Genomic DNA, 20,002 nt, shown 5'->3' on the forward strand with positions numbered 1-20,002 from the left:
CTCGCTCAGCCTTTCCACGTCCAGTTGCGGATTTCTTCCCGGTCGATGCCCTCGGCATGCGCATAAGCGAGATGTTCGATAACCTGGCCGCGCAGCCATTCCTTCGCATGGTCGCCGACACCGCGCAGTTTCGGCACGCGATCGATCACATCGATCGCCAGCGAGAAGCGGTCGACCTGGTTGATGATCGCCAGTTCGAGCGGCGTATTGATATTGCCCTTCTCGTGATAGCCGTGCACATGCAGGTTGTCGTGGTTGGTGCGGTTATAGGTCAGCTTGTGAACCAGCGACGCATACGAGTGGAAATTGAAAATCACCGGCTTGGTCGCGGTAAACAACGAATCGAAATCGCGGTTGGACAGCCCGTGCGGATGCGCGTGCTCGGGCATCAGCCGGAACAGGTCGACCACGTTGACAAAGCGGATCTTCAGATCGGCGAAACGCTCCTTCAGAATCTGCACGGCGGCGAGCGCCTCCATCGTGGCGATGTCGCCCGCGCTGGCGATCACCACGTCCGGCTCCACGCCCTGATCCGTCGACGCCCAGTCCCAGATGCCGATGCCCTTGGTGCAATGCGTGAGCGCCGCGTCCATGTCGAGATACTGCAGATGCGGCTGCTTGTCGGCGACGATCACGTTGACGTAGTCGCGCGAGCGCAAACAATGATCGGCGACGCTCAGCAGGCAATTCGCATCGGGCGGCAGATAAATGCGCACCACGTCCGGGCTTTTATTCGTGACCACATCGAGAAAGCCGGGATCCTGATGCGTGAAACCGTTGTGATCCTGCCGCCACACGAGCGAGGTGATCAGCAGATTGATCGACGGCACCGGCTGCCGCCAGCCGAGATCGCGTTTGGCTTTCTCCAGCCACTTGGCGTGCTGGTTGAACATGGAATCGATCACGTGGACGAACGCTTCGTACGTGGCGAACAGGCCGTGGCGGCCGGTCAGCACGTAGCCTTCGAACCAGCCTTCGAGCGTATGCTCGCTGAGCATTTCCATCACGCGGCCGTCCACCGCGAGATCGCCGCCGTCCGCGTCGCTCGGCTCGGTTTGCGCGAGCCAGGTTTTTTCCGACGCTTCATAGATCGCGGTCAGCTTGTTGCTTGCGGTTTCGTCAGGACCGAATACGCGGAAGTTCGTCATGTTCCGGCGCATCACGTCGCACAGGAATTTGCCGAGCACCTCGGTCGGCGACGTGTACGTGCCGCCCGGTTTCTTCACCGCCACCGCGTAATCGCCAAACGCCGGCATGTCGAGCGTCTTGCAAAGCAAGCCGCCGTTCGCATGCGGATTGGCGCTGATGCGGCGCGCACCCTTCGGCGCGAGCTCGCGCAGTTCTTCGACGAGACGCCCGGCTTCGTCGAACAGCGACTCGGGCTCGTAACTGCGCATCCAGTTTTCCACCAGCTTCAGGCTCTTGCCATTGGTCACCGGATCGAGCACCGGCACCTGATGCGCGCGCCACGAGCCTTCCACCTTGTGGCCGTCGACTTCCTTCGGGCCGGTCCAGCCTTTCGGCGAACGCAGCACGATCATCGGCCAGCGTGGGCGCGTCGCGTCGTTGTTCGCGCGCGCATGCTGCTGGATCGCGCGGATTTCGCCGATGCATTGTTCGAGCGTCGCCGCCATCTGTTGATGCATGACGGCGGGGTCGTCGCCCTCGACGAAATACGCCTTGTGGCCGTAACCGGTCAGCAAGGCTTCGAGCTCCTCGCGGGGAATGCGCGCGAGAATGGTCGGATTGGCGATCTTGTAGCCGTTCAGGTGCAGCACCGGCAACACCGCGCCATCGCGGATCGGATTGAGGAATTTGTTCGAGTGCCACGAGGTGGCGAGCGGACCGGTTTCCGCTTCGCCGTCGCCGATCATCACGGTGACGATCAGGTCCGGGTTGTCGAACGCGGCGCCGTAGCCATGCGAGAGGCTATAGCCGAGCTCGCCGCCTTCATGAATCGAGCCCGGCGTCTCGGGCGTGCAATGCGAACCGATGCCGCCCGGAAACGAGAACTGCCGGAAGAAGCGCTGCATGCCGGCTTCGTCTTCGCTGCGGTCGGGATAGATTTCCGAGTAGTGGCCTTCGAGATAACAATTGGCCAGCGTAGCCGGTGCGCCATGACCGGGACCGGCTACGTAGATCACATTCAGATCGAGCTTTTTGATCAGCCGGTTCAGATGCACGAGCAGGAAACTCTGCCCCGGGTCCGAGCCCCAATGGCCCAGCAGACGGTTCTTGATGTGTTCGGGTTTCAGCGGTTCGCGCAGCAGCGGATTGTCGCGCAGATAGATCATCCCGGCCGAGAGGTAGTTGCAGGCGCGCCAGTAGCGATCCATGTTGCGCAACGTATCGGCATCCAGGACTTGCGGCGGCGTGGGACGGGAGGTTGCTTCAGCCATGGCGTCACTCCTTGGAAAGGACTGTCAGGCGGGTTGGCGGGTGCGGCGGCGGTGGTTCGTGACACGGCCGGCGCAAAAAAATCAGCGCGGCCGGCCATCCTGTCATGCGGATGACATCACGAAAGCGTAGCGGCAAAGGCCCGTTGCAGCGGGATTTCGCGCCGCTACCCGGCGCTCGTCACGGAGTGTGACAGGAAGTGTGCCGCATGGTTCGACGCAATCGTCCACGGCTTGAGCCAACCCCGTATCTGCCAGTTCGCGGGCACTCGGCCTCGCGCCGCATACGCTAGACTTATGCGCATATTAAGTGAATGCGTTTAAGCTCGTCACGCTGCATGCGCGACGGCGGACCGCATCCGGCGTATCCTCCGCTGCCCGCCTCCCTCCCTTACCGTTGAATCATGCCGACACCCAGCCGCTTCAAAGCACCGTTGATCCTTGTCATCGCACTCGTGCTGCTGTTCGCGGGTGTCGCCGTTCTGATCGGCGTGTTCGGCTTGCTGGTCAAGCTGTTCGGCCACGGCTGAGCGCCGCCGGGCGGGCATGGCGGGTGCAAACTGTGTATCCTGAACAATCTTGCCGGCGCCTTCGCGGGTTTTCTCCCGCCTTTGCAAGACGTGAGGCGCACGGGTTGATTGCAAGGAGATTTCATTGACGGACCACGCTGATACTTCCCCGCCCTCCGGCCAGCCGATCGATCCGGAGTTGCTCGAACTGGCGCAGCAGGTTTTCGACCTCGCGCGGCGCGGCGATGCCGCCATGCTCGCGGCGGTGATCGAAAAAGGCGTGCCGCCGAATCTGCGTAACGACAAGGGCGACAGTCTCGTCATGCTGGCCAGCTACCACGGCCACGCGGACGCCGTGCGCACGCTGCTCGAACGCGGCGCCGATCCTGATCTGCGTAACGACAACGGACAGACGCCGATTGCAGGCGCGGCCTTCAAGGGCTTCGATACCGTGATCGAAACCTTGCTGGCGCATGGTGCGGATGTCGAAGGCGCGTCGCCGGACGGGCGCACCGCGTTGATGATCGCCGCCATGTTCAATCGCACGGCGATCATGGAACTGCTGATCGCGCACGGCGCGAACCCGAAGGCCCGCGACGCGAACGGCGTGACGGCAATGGATGCAGCCGGCCGCATGGGCGCCGGCGATGCGCAAGCGCGCCTGAAGGAGCTCGGCTCCTGAACCGGAGCGCGGCTCGCCGCCAGCAACCCTGGCGTTTCCAGCAACCCTAGCGTTTCTCCGCCAATAGCCACTCCGCGTCGATCTCCACCAGATCGCCGATTCGCTCGACTGTCACATCCGCCGGCGGATGGCTGGAGATCTCCTTCGGATCGAACGCGTAGTGCCCCTGGCGGGGAAACACCGTCGTCAGTCTGGCGCCCCAAGCTTTTTTCATGGCGGCAAGAATCCGCAGCTTGTCGTCCACCATCACATAGTGGCGGGCGGGATAGCACTCCATCACCTGATCGAGCATCAGTTCTTTGTGGATGTAGATCAGCACCCGCCCTTCGACTTCATCCCATAGCCCCGAGCGGGCAATCTTGCGCGGCTGGAACACCACGTCGCCGTCCGAAAGGATGACCGTGGGACCGCGCGCGCCCAGATGCCGCAACGCATTCAGCGCGCCCGGATACAGGCGGCTCGCAAACGGATAATCGATCAGGAACGACGACATCAACAGCAGCCGCGTATCGCGCGGCTGCTCCAGCCGATACCGCTGCAGCGCGCCCAGGTAGTCGGCGTAGCCGAGCTCCGTGCGCAGGGTCTCGAAGATTTCCCAATACCGCGCGCTGTTCTGCGCGCCGAACTCGCGCATCATGTGCGCTCGCAGATCCGCGAGTACATGGTCGTTGTCCAGCAAGGTGTTGTCGCAGTCGAACAGAAACACGACGTCATGCGGCGTGGCGGTAGTGGCTTGCATCGCTGCCTCCTGAATCAGCCTTTCGGTCCATCGGCCGGCGTGGCCGCTTTTTCGACATGGCCGCCGAAATCGTGCCGCATGGCCGACAGCACCCGGTTCGCAAAATCCGCCTCGCCGCGCGAACTGAAGCGGGCAAACAGCGCGGCGCTCAGCACCGGCGTGGGCACACCTTCGTCGATGGCGGCGGCCACGGTCCAGCGCCCCTCGCCCGAGTCGGATACGCGCCCCGCGTAGTTCTTCAGCTCGGCGTCGCTGACGAGCGAGCCGGCAATCAGATCGAGCAGCCACGATCCGATCACGCTGCCGCGCCGCCAGACCTCGGTGACGTCGGCGAGATTCAGCTCGTACTGGTACAACTCGGGGCGGCGCAGCGGCGTTGTCTCGGCGTCGGCCTCGCGCGCGTGCTTGCCGGCGTTGGCGTGGCGCAGAATGTTCAGCCCTTCGGCGTACGCGGCCATCATGCCGTACTCGATGCCATTGTGAACCATCTTGACGAAGTGCCCCGCGCCCAGCGGCCCGCAGTGCAGGAAGCCCTGATCCGCCGTGCTAGTGCCGCTGGCGCGGCCCGGCGTGGCCGGCGCGGCGCCGGCGCCCGGCGCGAGCGTCGAGAAAATCGGTTCGAGCCGCTTCACGACCTCCGGCTCGCCGCCGATCATCAGACAGTAGCCGCGCTCGCGGCCCGCCACGCCGCCGCTCGTGCCGACGTCCACATAGTGAAGCTGGCGCTTCGCCAGCTCGGCGCCGCGGCGGATGTCGTCGTGATAGTAGGAATTGCCGCCGTCGATCACGATATCGCCGGGCGCGAGCAGGGGCACGAGTTTTTCCAGCGTCACATCGACCACCGCGGCCGGCACCATCAGCCACACGGCGCGCGGCTTGTCGAGTTGCGCGACCAGCTCTTCCAGCGACGCCGCGCCCGCGACACCGTCCTGCTTCAGCTTCTCCACCGCCGCCGGCTGCACGTCGTAAGCGATACATTGCTGACCGCCCTTCGTCAGACGCCGCACCATGTCGGCGCCCATGCGTCCCAATCCAATCATGCCTAGCTGCATATCTCGCTCCGGAAAGTGCCTCGTTGCGCTGCTCGATTTGCTTCGTTGTACTGCGGCAATCTTTGCGTTTTTGCTGAGTGTTTCGGTAGCGGCGCCGTGGATCGCGCGTCACTGCATTTTTATTGTAGCTGCGTCTTTCGTTGCGTCTTCGTTGCGTCTTCGTTGCGTCTTCGTTGCGTCTTTCTCGCATGCTCCGGGCGCACGGCGGTCATCTTGGATCGCTCACGCGGCGAAGCGGCACCGCCACGTGCATGGAAAGACGATACGCTTCTTTGCAGAGGTTTTGCGCGGCGTAAAGTTCCTGGTATGTGCGGTTGCGCGGCATCGCACTCGGGCAGGCTTCGATTCGGCTAACGGCCTTCTTACACTTCGACCTGGACTTGGGTCTCGCAGTCAGGGCTATGCCGCTAGCGCCGACCTGCCTGGAGCTTGCCGTATCGCGAACGCGCAAAACGCTTCACGGCCTGCCACATCAATGGATAACGATCGCCCGGCACGGCGAACAGCACCAACGCGCACAACGCAAGCAAGCCGCAGAACATGAACGTGCCGCGATAGCCGAACGCCTGCACCAGCAAACCCGACAACACGCCCGAGAGAATCGAGCCGACCCGCGCCGCGTTGAAGAAGAGCGCGGTGGCGCGGCCCGGCGCATGCGGCATCAGATCCTGCACATAGGTCATGCCGAGACACGAGGTCACGGCGACCACGAACGCGTTGAGCATCTGCATCGGAATCAGCACGTGGACGTTGCCCGCGAGCGCCATGCCGGCGAAATACACCGCGTGCACCGCCGCACACGCGCCCAGCCAGTTCGGCTTGTGCAGCGCCGACGACTTCGCGCCGAGCGCGAGCATCATCGGAATTTCCATCAGGGCGCCGAGGCCGAGCATGACCGACACGTCCAGATGCGTGCCCTTCAGGCCGTGCACGATGTAGAGCGGCAACACGATCATCGTCGCGTTCGCGGCGAGGCCGAGCAAGGTCAGCGCGGCCACCGCGCGGCCGATGTCGTTGGCCGAGGCGACGCCGGGCAAGTCCTCGTGCGCGTCTTCACCGGGCGTGGTCAGCGGCGGCACCGTGATCGAAGCCGACGGCTCGGCCGCCGTGTCTTCCACCGTGTGATCGCCCAGGTGACCCTGCGGCTCCCGCATGCGCCAGACAATGGTCGCGCACGCGCCGAAACTGGCGGCGGCAAACAGAAAGAGTCCGTAGAAGCTGCTGGCGGCGAGCACCAGCGCGCCCACCGACGGCCCGAACACCCAGGCGGCCGACAGAATGGTGCGCAAAGTCGCACTGGCGAACACGCGCTCCGCCGGGTCGGCGACCGGCAACGCCGCGCGGCTGAACGAGAACACCATTGAAATAGCCGAGCCGCCCGCGCCGATAAAGACGATCCCGACCACCAGCAGCAGCCGGTAGTCACGCACCACGCATAAACACAGATAGCCGAGCGCCGCCGCCGCCAGCGCGGCCAGCAGCAAAGGCCGATGCCGTCCGCTCGCGTCGCTCCAGCGGCCCGCGAAGGTGCTGGCGAGCACCCCGCTCGCCGCGATCAGCGTCATGAAGACCCCGAGTCTGAACGGTGTCATGCCGGCGCGCTCGACGCCGAACAGCGAAAGATAGGGAGCGGTGAACGACATCGCCACACCGAGCATCAGGGTCGCAGCGGCGAGCGGCTTGAAGCCGGGAATGCGCAGGAGATCGAAAAAACGTGAGGTTTTCAACACGGGGGCGGTGGGTCAGGGAAAGCGAGCCTGTGACGCGCAATGCGCACCGCAAACTTCGTGGCCGGAACGACCGGGGCATTATCGGCTTAGCTTGTGGGCGCGTAAACCCACGGCATCGCATCCCAAAATTGTGAGGCTCAGCGTTGGCTAGCAACAGTTGGCATGCACCGCGCTACTTGCCGTCCGTTGCGCGCATTTGCTGCGCTTGCGCCTTGTAGTCGTAGGTCGGATAGAACTCGGTGCGATAGCCGCCCCACGCGGTCGTTTCGATCGCCCGGTTGACTTCGCGCAGACGGTTTGCCGGCACGCGCAGCGTGACCACCTGGCCGATGCCCATCATCACGTACCACGACACGACTTCGATGCCGGGTGGAGGAAAGGTCTTGAAGAACCCTTGCGCGCGCAACTGGTCGTTGATTTTCGGCAGCGGTTTGGATTCGTCGTGACGCAGGAAGATGGTGAGGAGGAACGTGTCGTCGGACGGTGTGGTCGGTGTGGGGGCATTGGCCGGCGTGGGGGCTGTGGCCGCCACTGCACCTGGCGCGCGGGTCGCGGCCGGGTCCGGTGCAGTGGCCGGGTTGGTGCCCGGGTTGGTGCCTGGGTTAGTGCCTGGGTTAGTGCCTGGGTTGGTGCCTGGGTTAGAGCTCTGGTCCGCACCATGTGCCAGCGGCGCGATGCCGAGCGACACGGCCAGCGACGCGGCGAGCAGGCCGCGCAAACAACGGCGAAGCTGAAGAGAAAACGTGGCTGAACTGCGTGCGGCGACTGCATCTGGCATGGCATGCCTCCATGACGCGTTGGGACGATGTTCGACGGCGCGTTCAACGGCGCGCTTCGTTTGATTCGCTTCGGCGCGCGTAGGCGCGGCCTGTGCCCAGCAATATTCGCTCCTGCGCGGCCGCCTGCCGCGCATTGCCGCACCGCTCACACCACGACGTAGCCGCGTTTTTCCAGCGTCCAGCGGTGCCACTGATTGCCGTAAATGCCGCAGGCCATGCCGAACAGCACGGAGATCACCAGGCCGATCACGTCGGCGGTTTCGCCCCACAGGCCCGAGCAGAACAGCAGCAGATTGACCGCCAGCATGACGAACGCGGCGAACCACATTTTCTTCGACAACGCCCAGACAAAGCCCAGCAGCAGCGCGCCCCAACTGAAGCCCGTGGCCACCGCGACGGTTTCGTCCTTGTCTGGACACCGCAGATAAATCCTTTCGCCCATTTCCCTTCCTGAACACGATGATTTGCCGCCGCCTCGCGGCACCCGACCATGTTTACCACGCCATCCGCGTCAGGCGTATGCGTTCGCGTGAAATTCGCGCCGCCGCGTGCTTCGCCGCACATGGGCCGACGCGGCGCTGCCTGACGATCCCGGGCATAGCTGCTACTCTTAGCAAATCCGCGCGCAGGGAACGCGAGCGCAGCGCAACCCCTGCCCGCACAGGTTAAACCGCTTCGGAGCACGCATGGCCACGCAGACCGCCTATTCTTCCACCGCCCCCTCGCGAGCCGAACTCGACGCCTTGCCGGGCACCACCGTCGTCGAATTCGGCACGGACTGGTGCGGCTACTGCCAGGGTGCGCAAGCATCGATTGCCAATGCGCTCGAACCGCATGCGGACGTCAGGCACCTGAAAATCGAAGACGGCCCGGGCCGTTCGCTCGGCCGCTCGTTCAAGGTCAAGCTCTGGCCAACGCTGATCCTGATCCGCGACGGCGCCGAAGTCGCGCGCGTGGTGCGCCCGGCCAACGCGACGCAGATCACGGAGGCTTTCGCATCGCTCTGACGTCGCTCTGACGTCATGCCGATGTCGCGCTGATTTCAAATTGCATGCGGCGCAGCATACGCACCGCCGCACCGCCCCACGCCGGAGCAGGCAAGACCCACCGAACACCGACGATGCGACAAGCCATCCACCACCTGAGCGTCAAGGCCCGCACTCGCGGGCTGGTCGAGTTCACCGACGACGTGCGCCGCTTCGTCGCCGCGCAAGCCGTCGAAACCGGCCTGCTGACGCTGTTCTGCCGCCATACGTCCGCGTCGTTGCTGATTCAGGAAAACGCGGACCCTTCCGTGCAGCGCGATCTGGAACGCTACTTCGCGAGCCTCGCGCCCGAAGACGCCGAGCGCTACGAACATGACGCCGAAGGCCCGGACGACATGCCGGCCCATTTGCGCACCGCACTCACGCAGGTGCAATTGTCGGTGCCGGTCGAACACGGAAAAATGGTGCTCGGCACCTGGCAAGGCCTGTATCTGTTCGAACATCGCCGTCATACGCAGCAGCGGGATATCGTGCTGCATCTGATCGGAGAATGACGGCGCGGTGCGCGGCAGAGTACGTTTCGAATTGCGTTGTTGACAGAGATTCGCTGCAAGATTTCATCCGCAAACCGGATTAAAGGGAGCACACCTCATGGACACCCGTAGCGAGCTGCAAGCCACCATCAAGGCAATGGTTCAACCCGGCAAGGGTCTTCTCGCCGCCGACGAAAGCGGCCCGACCATTGCCAAACGCTTCAAGACGATCGGCCTCGAATCGAGCGAGGAAAACCGCCGCGCCTATCGTAACCTGCTGCTCACCACGCCCGGACTCGGCGAATTCGTGAGCGGCGTGATCCTGTACGAAGAAACGCTGGGCCAGAAAGCGGACGACGGCACGCCGTTCCCGCAACTCGCCGCGAAAAACGGCATCGTGCCCGGCATCAAGGTAGATCTCGGCAAGATCGCGCTCGCGCTCGCGCCGGGCGACGAGATCACCGAAGGTCTCGACGGACTCGCCCGCCGTTTCGTCGATTACAAACGGCAAGGCGCGCGCTTCGCCAAATGGCGCGCGGTCTACAACATCACGGCGAGCCTGCCGAGCCGTCTCGCGGTCGAGGCGAATGCCGATTCACTGGCGCGCTACGCCGCGATCTCGCAGGAAGCCGGCATCGTGCCGATCGTCGAACCCGAAGTGCTGATGGACGGCGAGCACACCATCGAGCGCAGCGCCGAAGTCACCGAAGCCGTTCTCCACGAGGTGTTCCATGCACTGCACCGGCATCGCGTAGTCCTCGAACATATTCTGCTGAAGCCGAGCATGGTGATCGCCGGGTCCGAACATGCGCAACAGTCGTCGACTTCCGACATTGCCGCTTATACCGTGCGGGTGCTCAAGCGCACGGTGCCCTCGGCGGTGCCGGGCATCGTGTTTCTGTCCGGTGGCCAATCGCCTGAAGAGGCGACGGCGAATCTCGACGCCATGAATCGTCTCGGCGCGTTGCCGTGGAATCTGAGCTTTTCATATGGACGCGCGTTGCAGGAACCGCCGCTGCAAGCGTGGAAGGGCCAGGCGAGCCATGTCGGGCAGGCCCAGCAGGCGTTGCTCAAGCGTGCGCGTCTGAATAGCGCCGCGGCCCTGGGCAAGTACGAGGCGGCGCAGGAAAAGAGCTAGCCCTGGCGCGGCACGGGTCCGTTGCGTCTCGAGATCGATCGAGGGCAGCGGACCGCTCAACCGCCTCAGAGCGGCGCGCCGCCGAACGCCTGGCGCTGCGCGAGCGACACGAAGGCCTGCGCATCGCGCGCCGCCTGCACCACGGCCGCCATGCCGAAGAACTCGTGCGTCGCGCCACGGTAGTTGCGATGCTCGACGGGCACGCCCGCGCCGTGCAATTTCTGCGCGAGCTTCTCGCCGTCCGAACGTAGCGGATCGATGCCCGCCGTCACGACGACAGCCGGCGGCAACCGTGACAGATCGGCGCTCACCACGTCGATCAACGGACTGGTGAGGTCGCTCTCGCTGTTGATCACGTTATGCAAGAACCACATCATCATCGGCTTGTTCAAGGGCCGGGCATTGCGATTCTCTTCATAAGAGATCGACACGATGTTGTTGCTCGCCACCGGATAGATCAGCGCCTGGTGCATCGGCATGCGCATGCCCGTGTCGCGGGCGTGAATCGCCACGTTGATCGCCAGATTGGCGCCGGCGCTTTCGCCCATCACCGCGAGCTTGCCGGCGTCGCCGCAGAGCTTCGGCGCCTGCTCGACCACCCAGCGCCACGCGGCAAACGCGTCTTCGTGCGCCGCCGGCAACCGGTGCTCTGGCGCCTGCCGGTAGTGCGCGGAGACCACGATCGCCCGGCTCTGCGCGGCCATGGAACGCGGTGTGGCGTCGTAGGTGTCGAGATCGGCGATCACCCAGCCGCCGCCATGAAAATACAGGATCAGCGGGAACGGCCCTTCGCCTTGCGGCGTATAGACCCTCGCGGGATTACTGCCCGCCGCGCCGGGAATCATGATGTCCTCGGTGCGCACCGCCTCCAGCTCCAGCGAAGGACGCGCGCTGAACGCGGGATCGCTCATCAGTTTGCGGACGGCGTCGGCGGGGGTCGGTTGCTGCCTTGCTTCGGTCACGGTGCAATCCTCGATCGGCTTCGGGTTGAGACTCCTGAGCGCGTCGAGCACTGCTTTCATGTCGGGATCGGCGTGACCCGTGGGGTCCATGCCGACCATGCCTTTAATGGTGTCACCGAGTGTCATGGCAAAGCTCCTGATGGAAGAATTCACGGCTCCATCGAAGCTTTTGAAGTCCTCGTTCGACGACCGTGCATGCCGTCGGAGTCGAGCAAGCGCTATACCCGTCGAACGGCCGCATGCAAGCGGGCGATGCGGCAAACGTCGGATCAATATCCAGCGCTTTTGGGGATCACTCGCGAGATACCGCCGTGCTCGCCTGATCGCGAGCGAATTGTGCCGCGTAGCACTCCGGTTTGAAACGCACGCCGGTAATCCGGTCGCCGTGCGGCGCATGGCCAAGCCAACCCGACCAGCCAAGTCGCTGCGCGCCGCCTAGAATGGCCGGCGGCGCGCTCTGCGGCTTGAGGCGCAACTCCAGTTCCCACTCGAACTCATAGCCCATGAACGTCCTCACCCACTCCACCAGCCGTGGCAAGTCCGCGCCTTGCGGCGTGAAGCGCAAGTACGCGTCGATATCGAGCGGACCGACGACAACGCGGAAGGTGTGCTGACGGTCGGCCACCTGTTCACCGAGCAGCGCGCCCACCGTCATGGTCGAAGCGGCGCCCGGCTTGCCCAGATAACTGCGCTCGTCGCCATCGACGCTGATCCAGTTGAAGACATACTCGTCGATTGCGACCGGCACGCCGAAGTAACGCTCAAGCGTCATGCGCAGGCCGTCTGGATTGCGCGCCTCCCGCACGAGGTGCGCCGAAGCGGATAGCCGCGCGTGCGGCGGCAGAGGGCCGTGGCCGATCTCACTGATGTCGAGGCCTGCGAGGCTCGCCACGTAAAACGAAAAACGCTCGTCGTCCGGCCGATCGAGTCCCGCGGCAGCCTGCGCGGATGCCCAGGCCCGATACAGCAGCGTCAGATAACGGTGGTGGAAGATATCGAGAAAATTGACGAGCGTGCTGTCATGCCGGCTCTGTTCGCGATCGCGTGCGATTTCGGTCACGTGAATCGGCAGCGGTCCGTTCGGTCCGAGCATACCGAGGCCGAACAGGCGCACCTTCAACCGTCCGTCCGCGTCGTGCGCGCTCGCGATCTCGCGCGGCGCGAAAAACAGGCTGGGTTGCTGCCCGAGACGGAACGGCTCCGCCCGAGGACGCGGCGCCGTTCCAACCGGATCGATCCGCCGGTCGGCGCCGATGCGGCGCAGCAGTGCAAAAAACCCGTAGCGCCAGGGCTCGGACCGCAAGCGCTCGATCAGCGCCGATGACAGCGGCAGCGATGGCGACGCGCAAGGGGCCATCGCCTCGAAAGAGTCGCGCTCCATCATGCCGCGCCGCGCGTGCCCATACGCACCGGCCAGCGCGCGACGCAACCGCGCTGCATGGAATGCAATTCGGTTTGCGTGAACGCATTGATGGACGCGTGGCGTGCGAGAAAGTGTTCGAGAATCAGGCCGAACAGATAAGGGCTGGTCCCCGAAAATCCGGTTTCGTCCACCGTCAATACGCACTCCACCCCGCGGCCGAACACGAGCACGCCGCTGCCCGGCAGCTTGCGCGTGACAGGCCGCGTTTTTACGCCGACGAGACTTTCCGCCTGCCGGCGATGGTCCGTTGCGTCGTCCGTCAGGAACAGCCGCAACAGATCGCGCAGCCCCTGACCGCCGGCGCGGTGATCGAGATCGTCGAGCGGCAGGTAGTTGAAGTTCAGTTGGCGGATCAACCGCCATGCCATCTCGCGCTCCGCGTAGGGCGCTTTGGGAGCCGTGGGCGCGCGAACCAGCCCGATGCTCGCGAACGGACCGCTCCCGGCGAGTTCCAGATCGTTCATGCCGTTGCGCGGCACGAGACTGGACAAATCCCGGTTGGTGGCCAGCGCGGCAACCGAGAGATAGCGAAGCTCTTCGCGATACGGCGCGTCATGCTGATCGACGAGCGACACGTACACCTCCGTGCCGATGTACTGCGTACGCGTACCGTGGCGGCGGGCCGAATCGGAGATCAAACGGCGTTCGCGTCGCGTGGAAAAGTAGCGCCCGTAATTACCCTCGTCATTGTTGAGCGACTGATACAGCGGCCGGAATTCGAACTCGCCGGATTCCGCGCAGGTCTGCCCTTTGAGCGACTCGACGCAGAAAACTTCGTAGTCCAACGGAGCGGTGCGATCCGGAATCACCCTGAACTCGGTTTGCGCGCCGCTCAACGCAATGCTGTCCATGCGCATTGAAAACAGATTGATCAACGGCGTGCAGAACAGAGCGAAGCACGACGCGTCCACCAGATTCACGAGCCGCCCAGGTGCGCGCTCCAGCAGCACGACAATCTCGACTTCCTGGCCCTTCACGCGGCGAAAACCCGCGTCGAGCCCGGTCAGCGTAAAAAAGTAGAAACGGCCCGGACACGCAAAGTACTCCTGCAACAGGTTGTGGCCGTGAAACCTGGACCACGCCAGCGGCAGCAGTCCCTGAGCGGGGCCAAGTCCTTCGTGCGCCACCGCGTCGCCCGACACTACCGAAAGCATTCCCCCGGCTCCGGCGGATTCGAATTCGCCGGGCGCACCCGTAATCGACACCACGCTTGCCGTGTGCAGCAATTCGAAGACATGCGATGCAATCTGCTCGTCGCCCGTCAAATAGATGGGCAGCCTGTCCAGGCCCCGCAGCCCGGCAATGTCCATTCCGTTGACCGTGCGCAACCGCAGCCGAAGCGCGCCGCGCACCTCGGTACTCGCCGGCACGTAACGAGCGAGCGCGGGCATGTTCTGCGGAATATCGGTTAGCCGCGCTTCGACGATTTCGAGCGGATAGAGCATGACTTCCTGGCCATTCTGAAAACGGCAAGCCGTGTTTTCGCCATGCGCCAGCCGCGATGTGAATGTCGAACCGCGAGGCACCCGAAAGCCTTCCGCCGAATCGCCTTCTTTATGCCCAGGAAAGAAACGCGCAACCGCCATGGACGGCGTGGGTGCGACGTAGTTCGGATACAGCACTTCCAGCAGCCGCGCGGTGAAGCGCGGAAACTCCGCGTCCAGCTTGATCTGCATGCGCGCCGCCATGAAACAGAACGACTCGATCAGGCGCTCCACGTACGGGTCGGCCACATCGCCCGCCTGCATGCCCAGGCGCCGGGCAATCCTGGGATGAGCCTGCGCGAACTCGCCGGCGAGTTCACGCATATAGACCAACTCCTGGTTGTAGTAGTCGAGCAGTCGGGAATCCATCGGCGGTTTTGCGTTGTTCTCGTGGTGGACGCCTGGACACGGCTTGTGCGTCGCGCGAATTGTCTATCCGCATGCGAATGCGTGATGTCGGTTCGATCAATCGTTGCGGCATTCTTACCTGGCGCCTGAAAGCATTCAATCTGCGTGGGCCGGAAACCATCATCGATTAGTGGAAGAAAGCATGTGTGCCGGGCACATCCTCATAATGGAAATTGTTATGGAATGTTAATTTTCTCGAAAATTAACGAACGACAGGTCGATGTCTGACCGATGCGAGCGTGAGAGCGCTGACGCACCGATTGCGCTGCAAGCAGGATGAAAACGAAAACGCCCGGAGCGGAACGCTCCAGGCTTCATGCAGCTCCGGCATACGTAGCGGCCTCAACCGGAAACGCCTCACGGCGCGCGGTTACGCTGCGTCAGGTGTTACCGTCATTGTCCCTTCGTGTCGCTGCTGGCGTCGGCGCCCGGCATATTGGTGGTGTCGGTAGCAGGCTTGGTCGCCTTCGACTTCTTCATATGGTGCGTTCTGGTCGACTTCGAATGCGCCATTGCACCCGAGGCCTGCATGTCGCCGCCTTCGCGAGTTGTACCGACCGTGGTACCTCCGTTCGGATCGCTGCCGGCCGGGCCGCCGCCACCGCCGCCGCTGCCCTGAGCCATCGCGAGCGAGGAAGCGGCGAGCAAGGTCGAGATGAGCAGTACGTTCCGGGTTCTGTTTCTGATGTTCATGACTCTCTCCAGTTCGAAAAAAAGAAGCGGGTTGCGCCGACTAAACAGCCAGCCCGACACGCATACCTCGTCGTCTTTTCAGCAAGCGCTGTGCCGCGAGTCATGAAACGCTTCGAACATGCGACGCCGCACGCCGCGGCCCGCGAGCCTTACGGTTCGCAAACCACCAATGCGTGCAGTTCGTCGATATTGAAAGGCTTGGCGAGAATCGCCACCCCTAGCCGCCGCGCGCGTTCGAGTTCGTCGGCGTAGCCGGTCATCAATGCGATCCTCTGCGACGGCCACGCGTTGCGCACTTTCTCCGCGAGGTCGATACCGTTGAGCTTGCCCGGCATCTGGATATCGGAGAGCACGAGTTCGAAGCGCGCGCCGGCCGCGAGCACGTCGAGCGCCTGATCGGCGGTCGGCTCGTGGCGCACCTCGCAGCCGAAGGTTTCCAGCACCGCCGCGACGCCCGCGGCCACTTCCTCGTTGTCCTCCACCAGCAGCACGACACCGCTCGGAGCAGGTGTGGGCGCTTGCGCCATTTCGACAGCCGTCGCCGGCGCTTTCTTGCGTTCGTGATATCGCGGCAAATACAGCCTGACCGTCGTGCCGCTGCCGGGCACGCTCTCGATCTTTGCCGTGCCGCCAGCCTGTTCGCACATGGAGAGCACCTGCGCGAGGCCGAGGCCCGTGCCCGAGCCGCGCAGCTTGGTGGTGAAGAGCGGCTCGAAGGCACGCCGCGCGACGGCTTCAGGCATGCCTTCGCCGTCGTCGGTACAGGCAATCAGTACGTATTCGCCGTCGGGCAGCAAGGTATCGCTACCGACCAGCCGGTTGTTCTGACAACGAATCACGAAGCGCCCGCCGCACGGCATCGCGTCGCGCGCGTTGACGGCCAGGTTCACGATCGCGAATTCGAGGTCGGTCGGGTCCGCCAGCACCTGCCAGATGTCGTCGACCACGTTCAGCGCCAGTTCCACCTTATCGCCGAGCGCCGCATCGATTAGCGGCGCAGCAGCGGGCAGCCACGCGGCGAGATCGAGCGGCTGCTGTTTGAGCGGCTGCTTGCGCGCCACGCTCAGCAGGCGCCGCGTGAGCGATTCAGCCGTGGCGGTGGCGCGCTCCACCGCGAGCACTTCCTTCTCCACGTTGTTGAAACGCTTGAGCCGCGCGAGCTCCGAGTTGGCGGACACCACCATCAGCAGATTGTTGAAGTCGTGCGCGACATTCGCGACGAGATTGCCGAGCGCGCCCATGCGTTGCAATTGCCGGCTGGCGGCTTCGGCCGACAGACGCATGGCCACTTCGCCCTGCCAGCGTTCCCACGCGCGGCGCTCCCCTTCCAGCTGACGCAGCGAGTAGAGCACCAGCAGCCAGATGGCGATACAGGGCACGGCCGTCAGTGCCGCGATCATCATGAAGTGCCGCCGCCACGCTGTCCCAATCGACGAAGTCGCGTACGCGCTTATCACATAGAGCGGATAGTCGCCGACGCGGCGGAACGCCAGCAGGCGCTCCACGCCATCCACCGTCGAATTCAGGCGAACGTGGCCGACCAATTGTCTGTCACGCAGCGCCTGAGCAAATTTGCTGTGCGGACTGGGCTTCGAGCCCGCCGGCCAAGGTGGATAGCGCACCAGCAGGTTGCCGTCCTGGCGATACAGGCCGAGCACCAACGACGAATCGCCGTTCGTCAGTTCGCGATAGAAGCGTGAAAAGTACGCTTGGCGCAGCGCCACCGAGACTACGCCGAGAAACTGACCCCCGGCGTCCGAGCGCCCTGTCGCGGTGGTGAACACATTGGTCTGTGACAGCGGCCCGAACATGGGCAGCGAGAAATACGGCTGCGGACGCATCGCCTTAGCCGAGACGAAGTCTTCGCGCTGACCGATCGAGATGGCAGGCGCGGGAAAAGCGCGGCTCGACACCAGCAGATCACCTTTCGCCCCGAGCAGATAGATCGACGACACCTGCGGAAAGTCACCGCCGATTTCGCGCAGACGCTCATGCAAGGTGGCTTCATGTGCGCGAATCTGTGCGTCGTCCTCGTTGCCGAGCAACTCCACGATGCGCGATGACATCTGCTGGTTGAGGTCCAGCACCTTGACGGCCTGTTCCTCGGCGACGCGCGCGAGCCGGTCGATCATGTCGTCTGAATCGGCGATCCGGCGCTGGTAATCGAAATAGCCGTAGCCCGCGAGACAGATCAGCGGAAACACAATCGAAACCGCGAGCACGATCAGAAGCATGCGCCGCGTTGCCGCGAAATTGCGCGACGGCATGGGGACGTCGACTGCGACTCGTTCCGCACGCTGCACGGTCAAGATCTCCACGAAAGGTCAACATCGCTCAGGGATAGCACGTCACGAGATGTATCGCTCGCGGTCGTGCGCTATTTCCATATCCCGGAATTTACCGCACTTCAGCGCTTCTCCATAGCGTGGCCGGCAAGCGGCGGCGGGAGAAACCGCGCTTGTTGCGGGCGCTTGCGTTTGGGCACATGGATTGCTGCAGCACGGGAATTCAGCAGGTTGAAAGGCGTTCTGCCAATGCGCACTCCGTTGCGCGCGATATGCCGCCTGCGCCGTCACCTTTCATTGTCCGTGAGGAGCCCGCCATGCCCACGATTGCCCGACGCGTCGCCCAGCTATCGCAATTGCGATCGGACCGCGCCGAGCGCGTCGTGGTGGACGGCGAGCCCATTCTGCTGGTACGCGACGGCGACACGGTACACGCCTATTCCGCCGACTGCCCGCATGCCGGCGCACCGCTGGAAGAAGGCGCGCTGTGTCACGGCCGGATCATCTGCCCGTGGCACAAAGGGACGTTCGACGTCTCTACCGGCAACGTGCTCGAACCGCCCGCACTGGTTGCGCTCGACCGCTACCCCGCAGTCGTCGCGGGCGACGATGTGATGGTCACGCCGGAAAAACTGCCTCAACCGGTGCGCAACGCGAGTGCGCAGGAACCGCATTACGTAGTGATCGGCGCGGGCGCGGCAGGCGCGGCGGCTTGCGCGACCTTGCGCGAGTGCGGTTTTGGCGGCCGCATCACGCTGATCGGCGCGGAACCGCATGCGCCCTACGACCGCACCGCGTTAAGTAAATTCGTCCCGCCCGGTGAAATGTCCGCCGACGATGTGCCGCCGCTTCTTGCGCCCGATTGGCTCGCGCGCCATGACGTCGAGCGGATCGTCGCGAAAGTCGCGCGACTCGATGTGCCCGCCCGCACGATTCATTTCGAAACCGGCGGCCAACTGACTTACGACACCGCGTTGCTCGCCACCGGCAGCGTGCCGAAGCAGCCGCCGATTCCGGGCGTCGAACTCGGCGGCGTGCACGTGCTGCGTAGCCTCGACGACGCCGCCGCCCTTGTGGACGCAATCGGCGACGATGCCGGGCAAACCCGGGTGGCGATTCTCGGCAGTAGTTTTATCGGACTCGAAACGGCTTCCGCGTTACGCAAACGCGGCACGCCGGTAACCGTGATATCGCCGGAAAAAGTGCCGTTCGCGAAGCAGTTCGGTGAACGCGCCGGCGCCATGTTCCGTGAGCTTCACGAACGCAATGGCGTGGTGTTCCGTTTCGAGGCGAAGGTCGCCTCGCTCGAAGGCGACGAAGGCAACGTGCACGAAGTGATGCTCGAGAACGGCGCGCATGTCGAGGCCGACCTCGTTCTGTTGGGCACGGGCGTCGCGCCGGCCACCGGCTTTGTGGAAGGACTGCCGCTGCAAAAGGACGGCGGCGTGATCGTCAACGCAGGCATGCAGGCCGCGCCGGGTCTCTATGCGGCGGGCGACATCGCGGCGTTTCCATTGCACGAGGATCAGGAACCGGTGCGTATCGAACACTGGCGCGTCGCGCAGCAACATGCGCGCGTTGCCGCGGAAAACATGTGCGGCGCGCGCCATCGCTACAGCGGCGTGCCCTATTTCTGGACCTATCACTTCGGCAAACGCTTCGAATATCTCGGCCATGCGAGCGAGTGGGACGAGATCGTAACGGACGGCGAACTGGATCGCCAGCAATTCGTCGCGCTTTATCTCAAGGACGACAAGGTGGTCGCCGTACTGGCCTGCGAACGCGAGGCGCAGACCGCGCGCCTGATCGATGCGATGGGCCGTGGCGTGTCGCGCGCGGATGCGCTGGCGATTATCAGCGACGCATCGTGCGTCGCGCAATGATCGAGGTGAACGCAAGAGAAGCGCGGCAAAAAACCGCGCAGAACTACAGCACCCCATGTAAGAAACACCCGGATCGGCCGGCGTGCTTTACCACGCTGACCCGATGATGACTCAATGACCTGAAGGAGAAACGTTATGACAGATAACAAGGAAAAGCACCCGCACTCGAACAAGAGCGAAAAGCAGATCGACCGGGAGGTCGAAGACAGCTTCCCCGCAAGCGACCCGCCTTCCACCGGCGGCACCACGAAGATCGTCCCGGACAAGGACGCCGCTTCGCAAGACAGGTCGGCGACCAAGAAACCAGCCGGCCATTAAGC

At 63.9% G+C, this 20,002-nt stretch carries 18 protein-coding genes; 7 read left to right on the forward strand and 11 right to left on the reverse strand.

What is annotated here, in order from left to right; genetic code table 11:
* Positions 1 to 5: 5 nt before the first annotated feature.
* Positions 6 to 2,399: a phosphoketolase family protein gene (locus tag PDMSB3_RS28380; protein ID WP_007177356.1), complete on the reverse strand. Its 2,394-nt coding sequence runs from the start codon at positions 2,397 to 2,399 to the stop codon at positions 6 to 8.
* A 401-nt stretch (positions 2,400 to 2,800) separates the two neighbouring features.
* Between PDMSB3_RS28380 and PDMSB3_RS38215 the strand changes: the two genes are divergently transcribed.
* Positions 2,801 to 2,926 (forward strand): hypothetical protein, encoded by a 126-nt coding sequence (locus PDMSB3_RS38215; protein ID WP_007177357.1) that lies wholly within the window; start codon positions 2,801 to 2,803, stop codon positions 2,924 to 2,926.
* 124 nt (positions 2,927 to 3,050) lie between these two features.
* The gene (locus tag PDMSB3_RS28385; protein WP_007177358.1) at positions 3,051 to 3,587 is read left to right on the forward strand and encodes an ankyrin repeat domain-containing protein; all 537 of its coding nucleotides are present in this window, start codon (positions 3,051 to 3,053) and stop codon (positions 3,585 to 3,587) included.
* A gap of 46 nt (positions 3,588 to 3,633) precedes the next feature.
* On the opposite strand, the gene PDMSB3_RS28390 is transcribed toward PDMSB3_RS28385, so the two are convergent.
* The 5 genes from PDMSB3_RS28390 to PDMSB3_RS28410 all read right to left on the reverse strand — a co-directional run bounded on the left by PDMSB3_RS28390 (position 3,634) and on the right by PDMSB3_RS28410 (position 8,329).
* On the reverse strand, positions 3,634 to 4,326 hold the full coding sequence (locus tag PDMSB3_RS28390; RefSeq protein ID WP_007177359.1) for an HAD family hydrolase: 693 nt from the start codon (positions 4,324 to 4,326) through the stop codon (positions 3,634 to 3,636).
* A 14-nt stretch (positions 4,327 to 4,340) separates the two neighbouring features.
* Entirely contained in the window at positions 4,341 to 5,438 is a 1,098-nt protein-coding gene (gnd, locus tag PDMSB3_RS28395; RefSeq protein WP_268738027.1) for a phosphogluconate dehydrogenase (NAD(+)-dependent, decarboxylating), read from the reverse strand.
* A 347-nt stretch (positions 5,439 to 5,785) separates the two neighbouring features.
* Positions 5,786 to 7,108 (reverse strand): sugar efflux transporter, encoded by a 1,323-nt coding sequence (locus PDMSB3_RS28400; RefSeq protein ID WP_007177361.1) that lies wholly within the window; start codon positions 7,106 to 7,108, stop codon positions 5,786 to 5,788.
* 172 nt (positions 7,109 to 7,280) lie between these two features.
* Positions 7,281 to 7,886: a hypothetical protein gene (locus PDMSB3_RS37990; protein ID WP_165188426.1), complete on the reverse strand. Its 606-nt coding sequence runs from the start codon at positions 7,884 to 7,886 to the stop codon at positions 7,281 to 7,283.
* A 146-nt stretch (positions 7,887 to 8,032) separates the two neighbouring features.
* Positions 8,033 to 8,329, reverse strand: coding sequence for a DUF2628 domain-containing protein (locus PDMSB3_RS28410; RefSeq protein WP_007177363.1), 297 nt, complete (start codon positions 8,327 to 8,329; stop codon positions 8,033 to 8,035).
* A 244-nt stretch (positions 8,330 to 8,573) separates the two neighbouring features.
* Here PDMSB3_RS28410 and PDMSB3_RS28415 point away from each other — a divergent pair, with 244 nt between their 5' ends.
* The 3 genes from PDMSB3_RS28415 to PDMSB3_RS28425 all read left to right on the forward strand — a co-directional run bounded on the left by PDMSB3_RS28415 (position 8,574) and on the right by PDMSB3_RS28425 (position 10,544).
* Positions 8,574 to 8,894, forward strand: a complete 321-nt coding sequence (locus PDMSB3_RS28415; protein ID WP_007177364.1) for a thioredoxin family protein — start codon at positions 8,574 to 8,576, stop codon at positions 8,892 to 8,894.
* A 113-nt stretch (positions 8,895 to 9,007) separates the two neighbouring features.
* Positions 9,008 to 9,427, forward strand: coding sequence for a secondary thiamine-phosphate synthase enzyme YjbQ (locus tag PDMSB3_RS28420; RefSeq protein ID WP_007177365.1), 420 nt, complete (start codon positions 9,008 to 9,010; stop codon positions 9,425 to 9,427).
* A 97-nt stretch (positions 9,428 to 9,524) separates the two neighbouring features.
* Positions 9,525 to 10,544 carry a class I fructose-bisphosphate aldolase gene (locus PDMSB3_RS28425; RefSeq protein ID WP_007177366.1) on the forward strand — a complete coding sequence of 340 codons (1,020 nt, stop codon included), beginning with the start codon at positions 9,525 to 9,527 and terminating at the stop codon, positions 10,542 to 10,544.
* Positions 10,545 to 10,609: 65 nt separating this feature from the next.
* Here PDMSB3_RS28425 and PDMSB3_RS28430 read toward each other — a convergent pair whose 3' ends face one another.
* The 5 genes from PDMSB3_RS28430 to PDMSB3_RS28450 all read right to left on the reverse strand — a co-directional run bounded on the left by PDMSB3_RS28430 (position 10,610) and on the right by PDMSB3_RS28450 (position 17,817).
* A complete protein-coding gene (locus PDMSB3_RS28430; protein ID WP_165188429.1) occupies positions 10,610 to 11,632 on the reverse strand; it encodes an alpha/beta hydrolase in 1,023 nt (340 codons plus the stop codon).
* 166 nt (positions 11,633 to 11,798) lie between these two features.
* A complete protein-coding gene (gene tssG / locus PDMSB3_RS28435) occupies positions 11,799 to 12,887 on the reverse strand; it encodes a type VI secretion system baseplate subunit TssG (protein ID WP_407670655.1) in 1,089 nt (362 codons plus the stop codon).
* Positions 12,887 to 14,782 carry a type VI secretion system baseplate subunit TssF gene (gene tssF / locus PDMSB3_RS28440; RefSeq protein ID WP_165188434.1) on the reverse strand — a complete coding sequence of 632 codons (1,896 nt, stop codon included), beginning with the start codon at positions 14,780 to 14,782 and terminating at the stop codon, positions 12,887 to 12,889. Before tssF ends, tssG begins: the two co-directional genes overlap by 1 nt.
* Positions 14,783 to 15,214: 432 nt before the next feature.
* Positions 15,215 to 15,514: a hypothetical protein gene (locus PDMSB3_RS28445; RefSeq protein ID WP_165188436.1), complete on the reverse strand. Its 300-nt coding sequence runs from the start codon at positions 15,512 to 15,514 to the stop codon at positions 15,215 to 15,217.
* A 149-nt stretch (positions 15,515 to 15,663) separates the two neighbouring features.
* A complete protein-coding gene (locus PDMSB3_RS28450) occupies positions 15,664 to 17,817 on the reverse strand; it encodes a hybrid sensor histidine kinase/response regulator (protein WP_007177371.1) in 2,154 nt (717 codons plus the stop codon).
* Positions 17,818 to 18,116: 299 nt separating this feature from the next.
* On the opposite strand from PDMSB3_RS28450, the gene PDMSB3_RS28455 reads away from it, so the two are divergent.
* Positions 18,117 to 19,682 carry an FAD-dependent oxidoreductase gene (locus tag PDMSB3_RS28455; RefSeq protein ID WP_165188438.1) on the forward strand — a complete coding sequence of 522 codons (1,566 nt, stop codon included), beginning with the start codon at positions 18,117 to 18,119 and terminating at the stop codon, positions 19,680 to 19,682.
* Positions 19,683 to 19,817: 135 nt separating this feature from the next.
* Positions 19,818 to 20,000 carry a hypothetical protein gene (locus PDMSB3_RS28460; protein ID WP_007177373.1) on the forward strand — a complete coding sequence of 61 codons (183 nt, stop codon included), beginning with the start codon at positions 19,818 to 19,820 and terminating at the stop codon, positions 19,998 to 20,000.
* Positions 20,001 to 20,002: the final 2 nt, after the last annotated feature.

The organism is Paraburkholderia dioscoreae, assembly GCF_902459535.1.
GTDB classification, from domain to species: Bacteria; Pseudomonadota; Gammaproteobacteria; order Burkholderiales; family Burkholderiaceae; genus Paraburkholderia; species Paraburkholderia dioscoreae.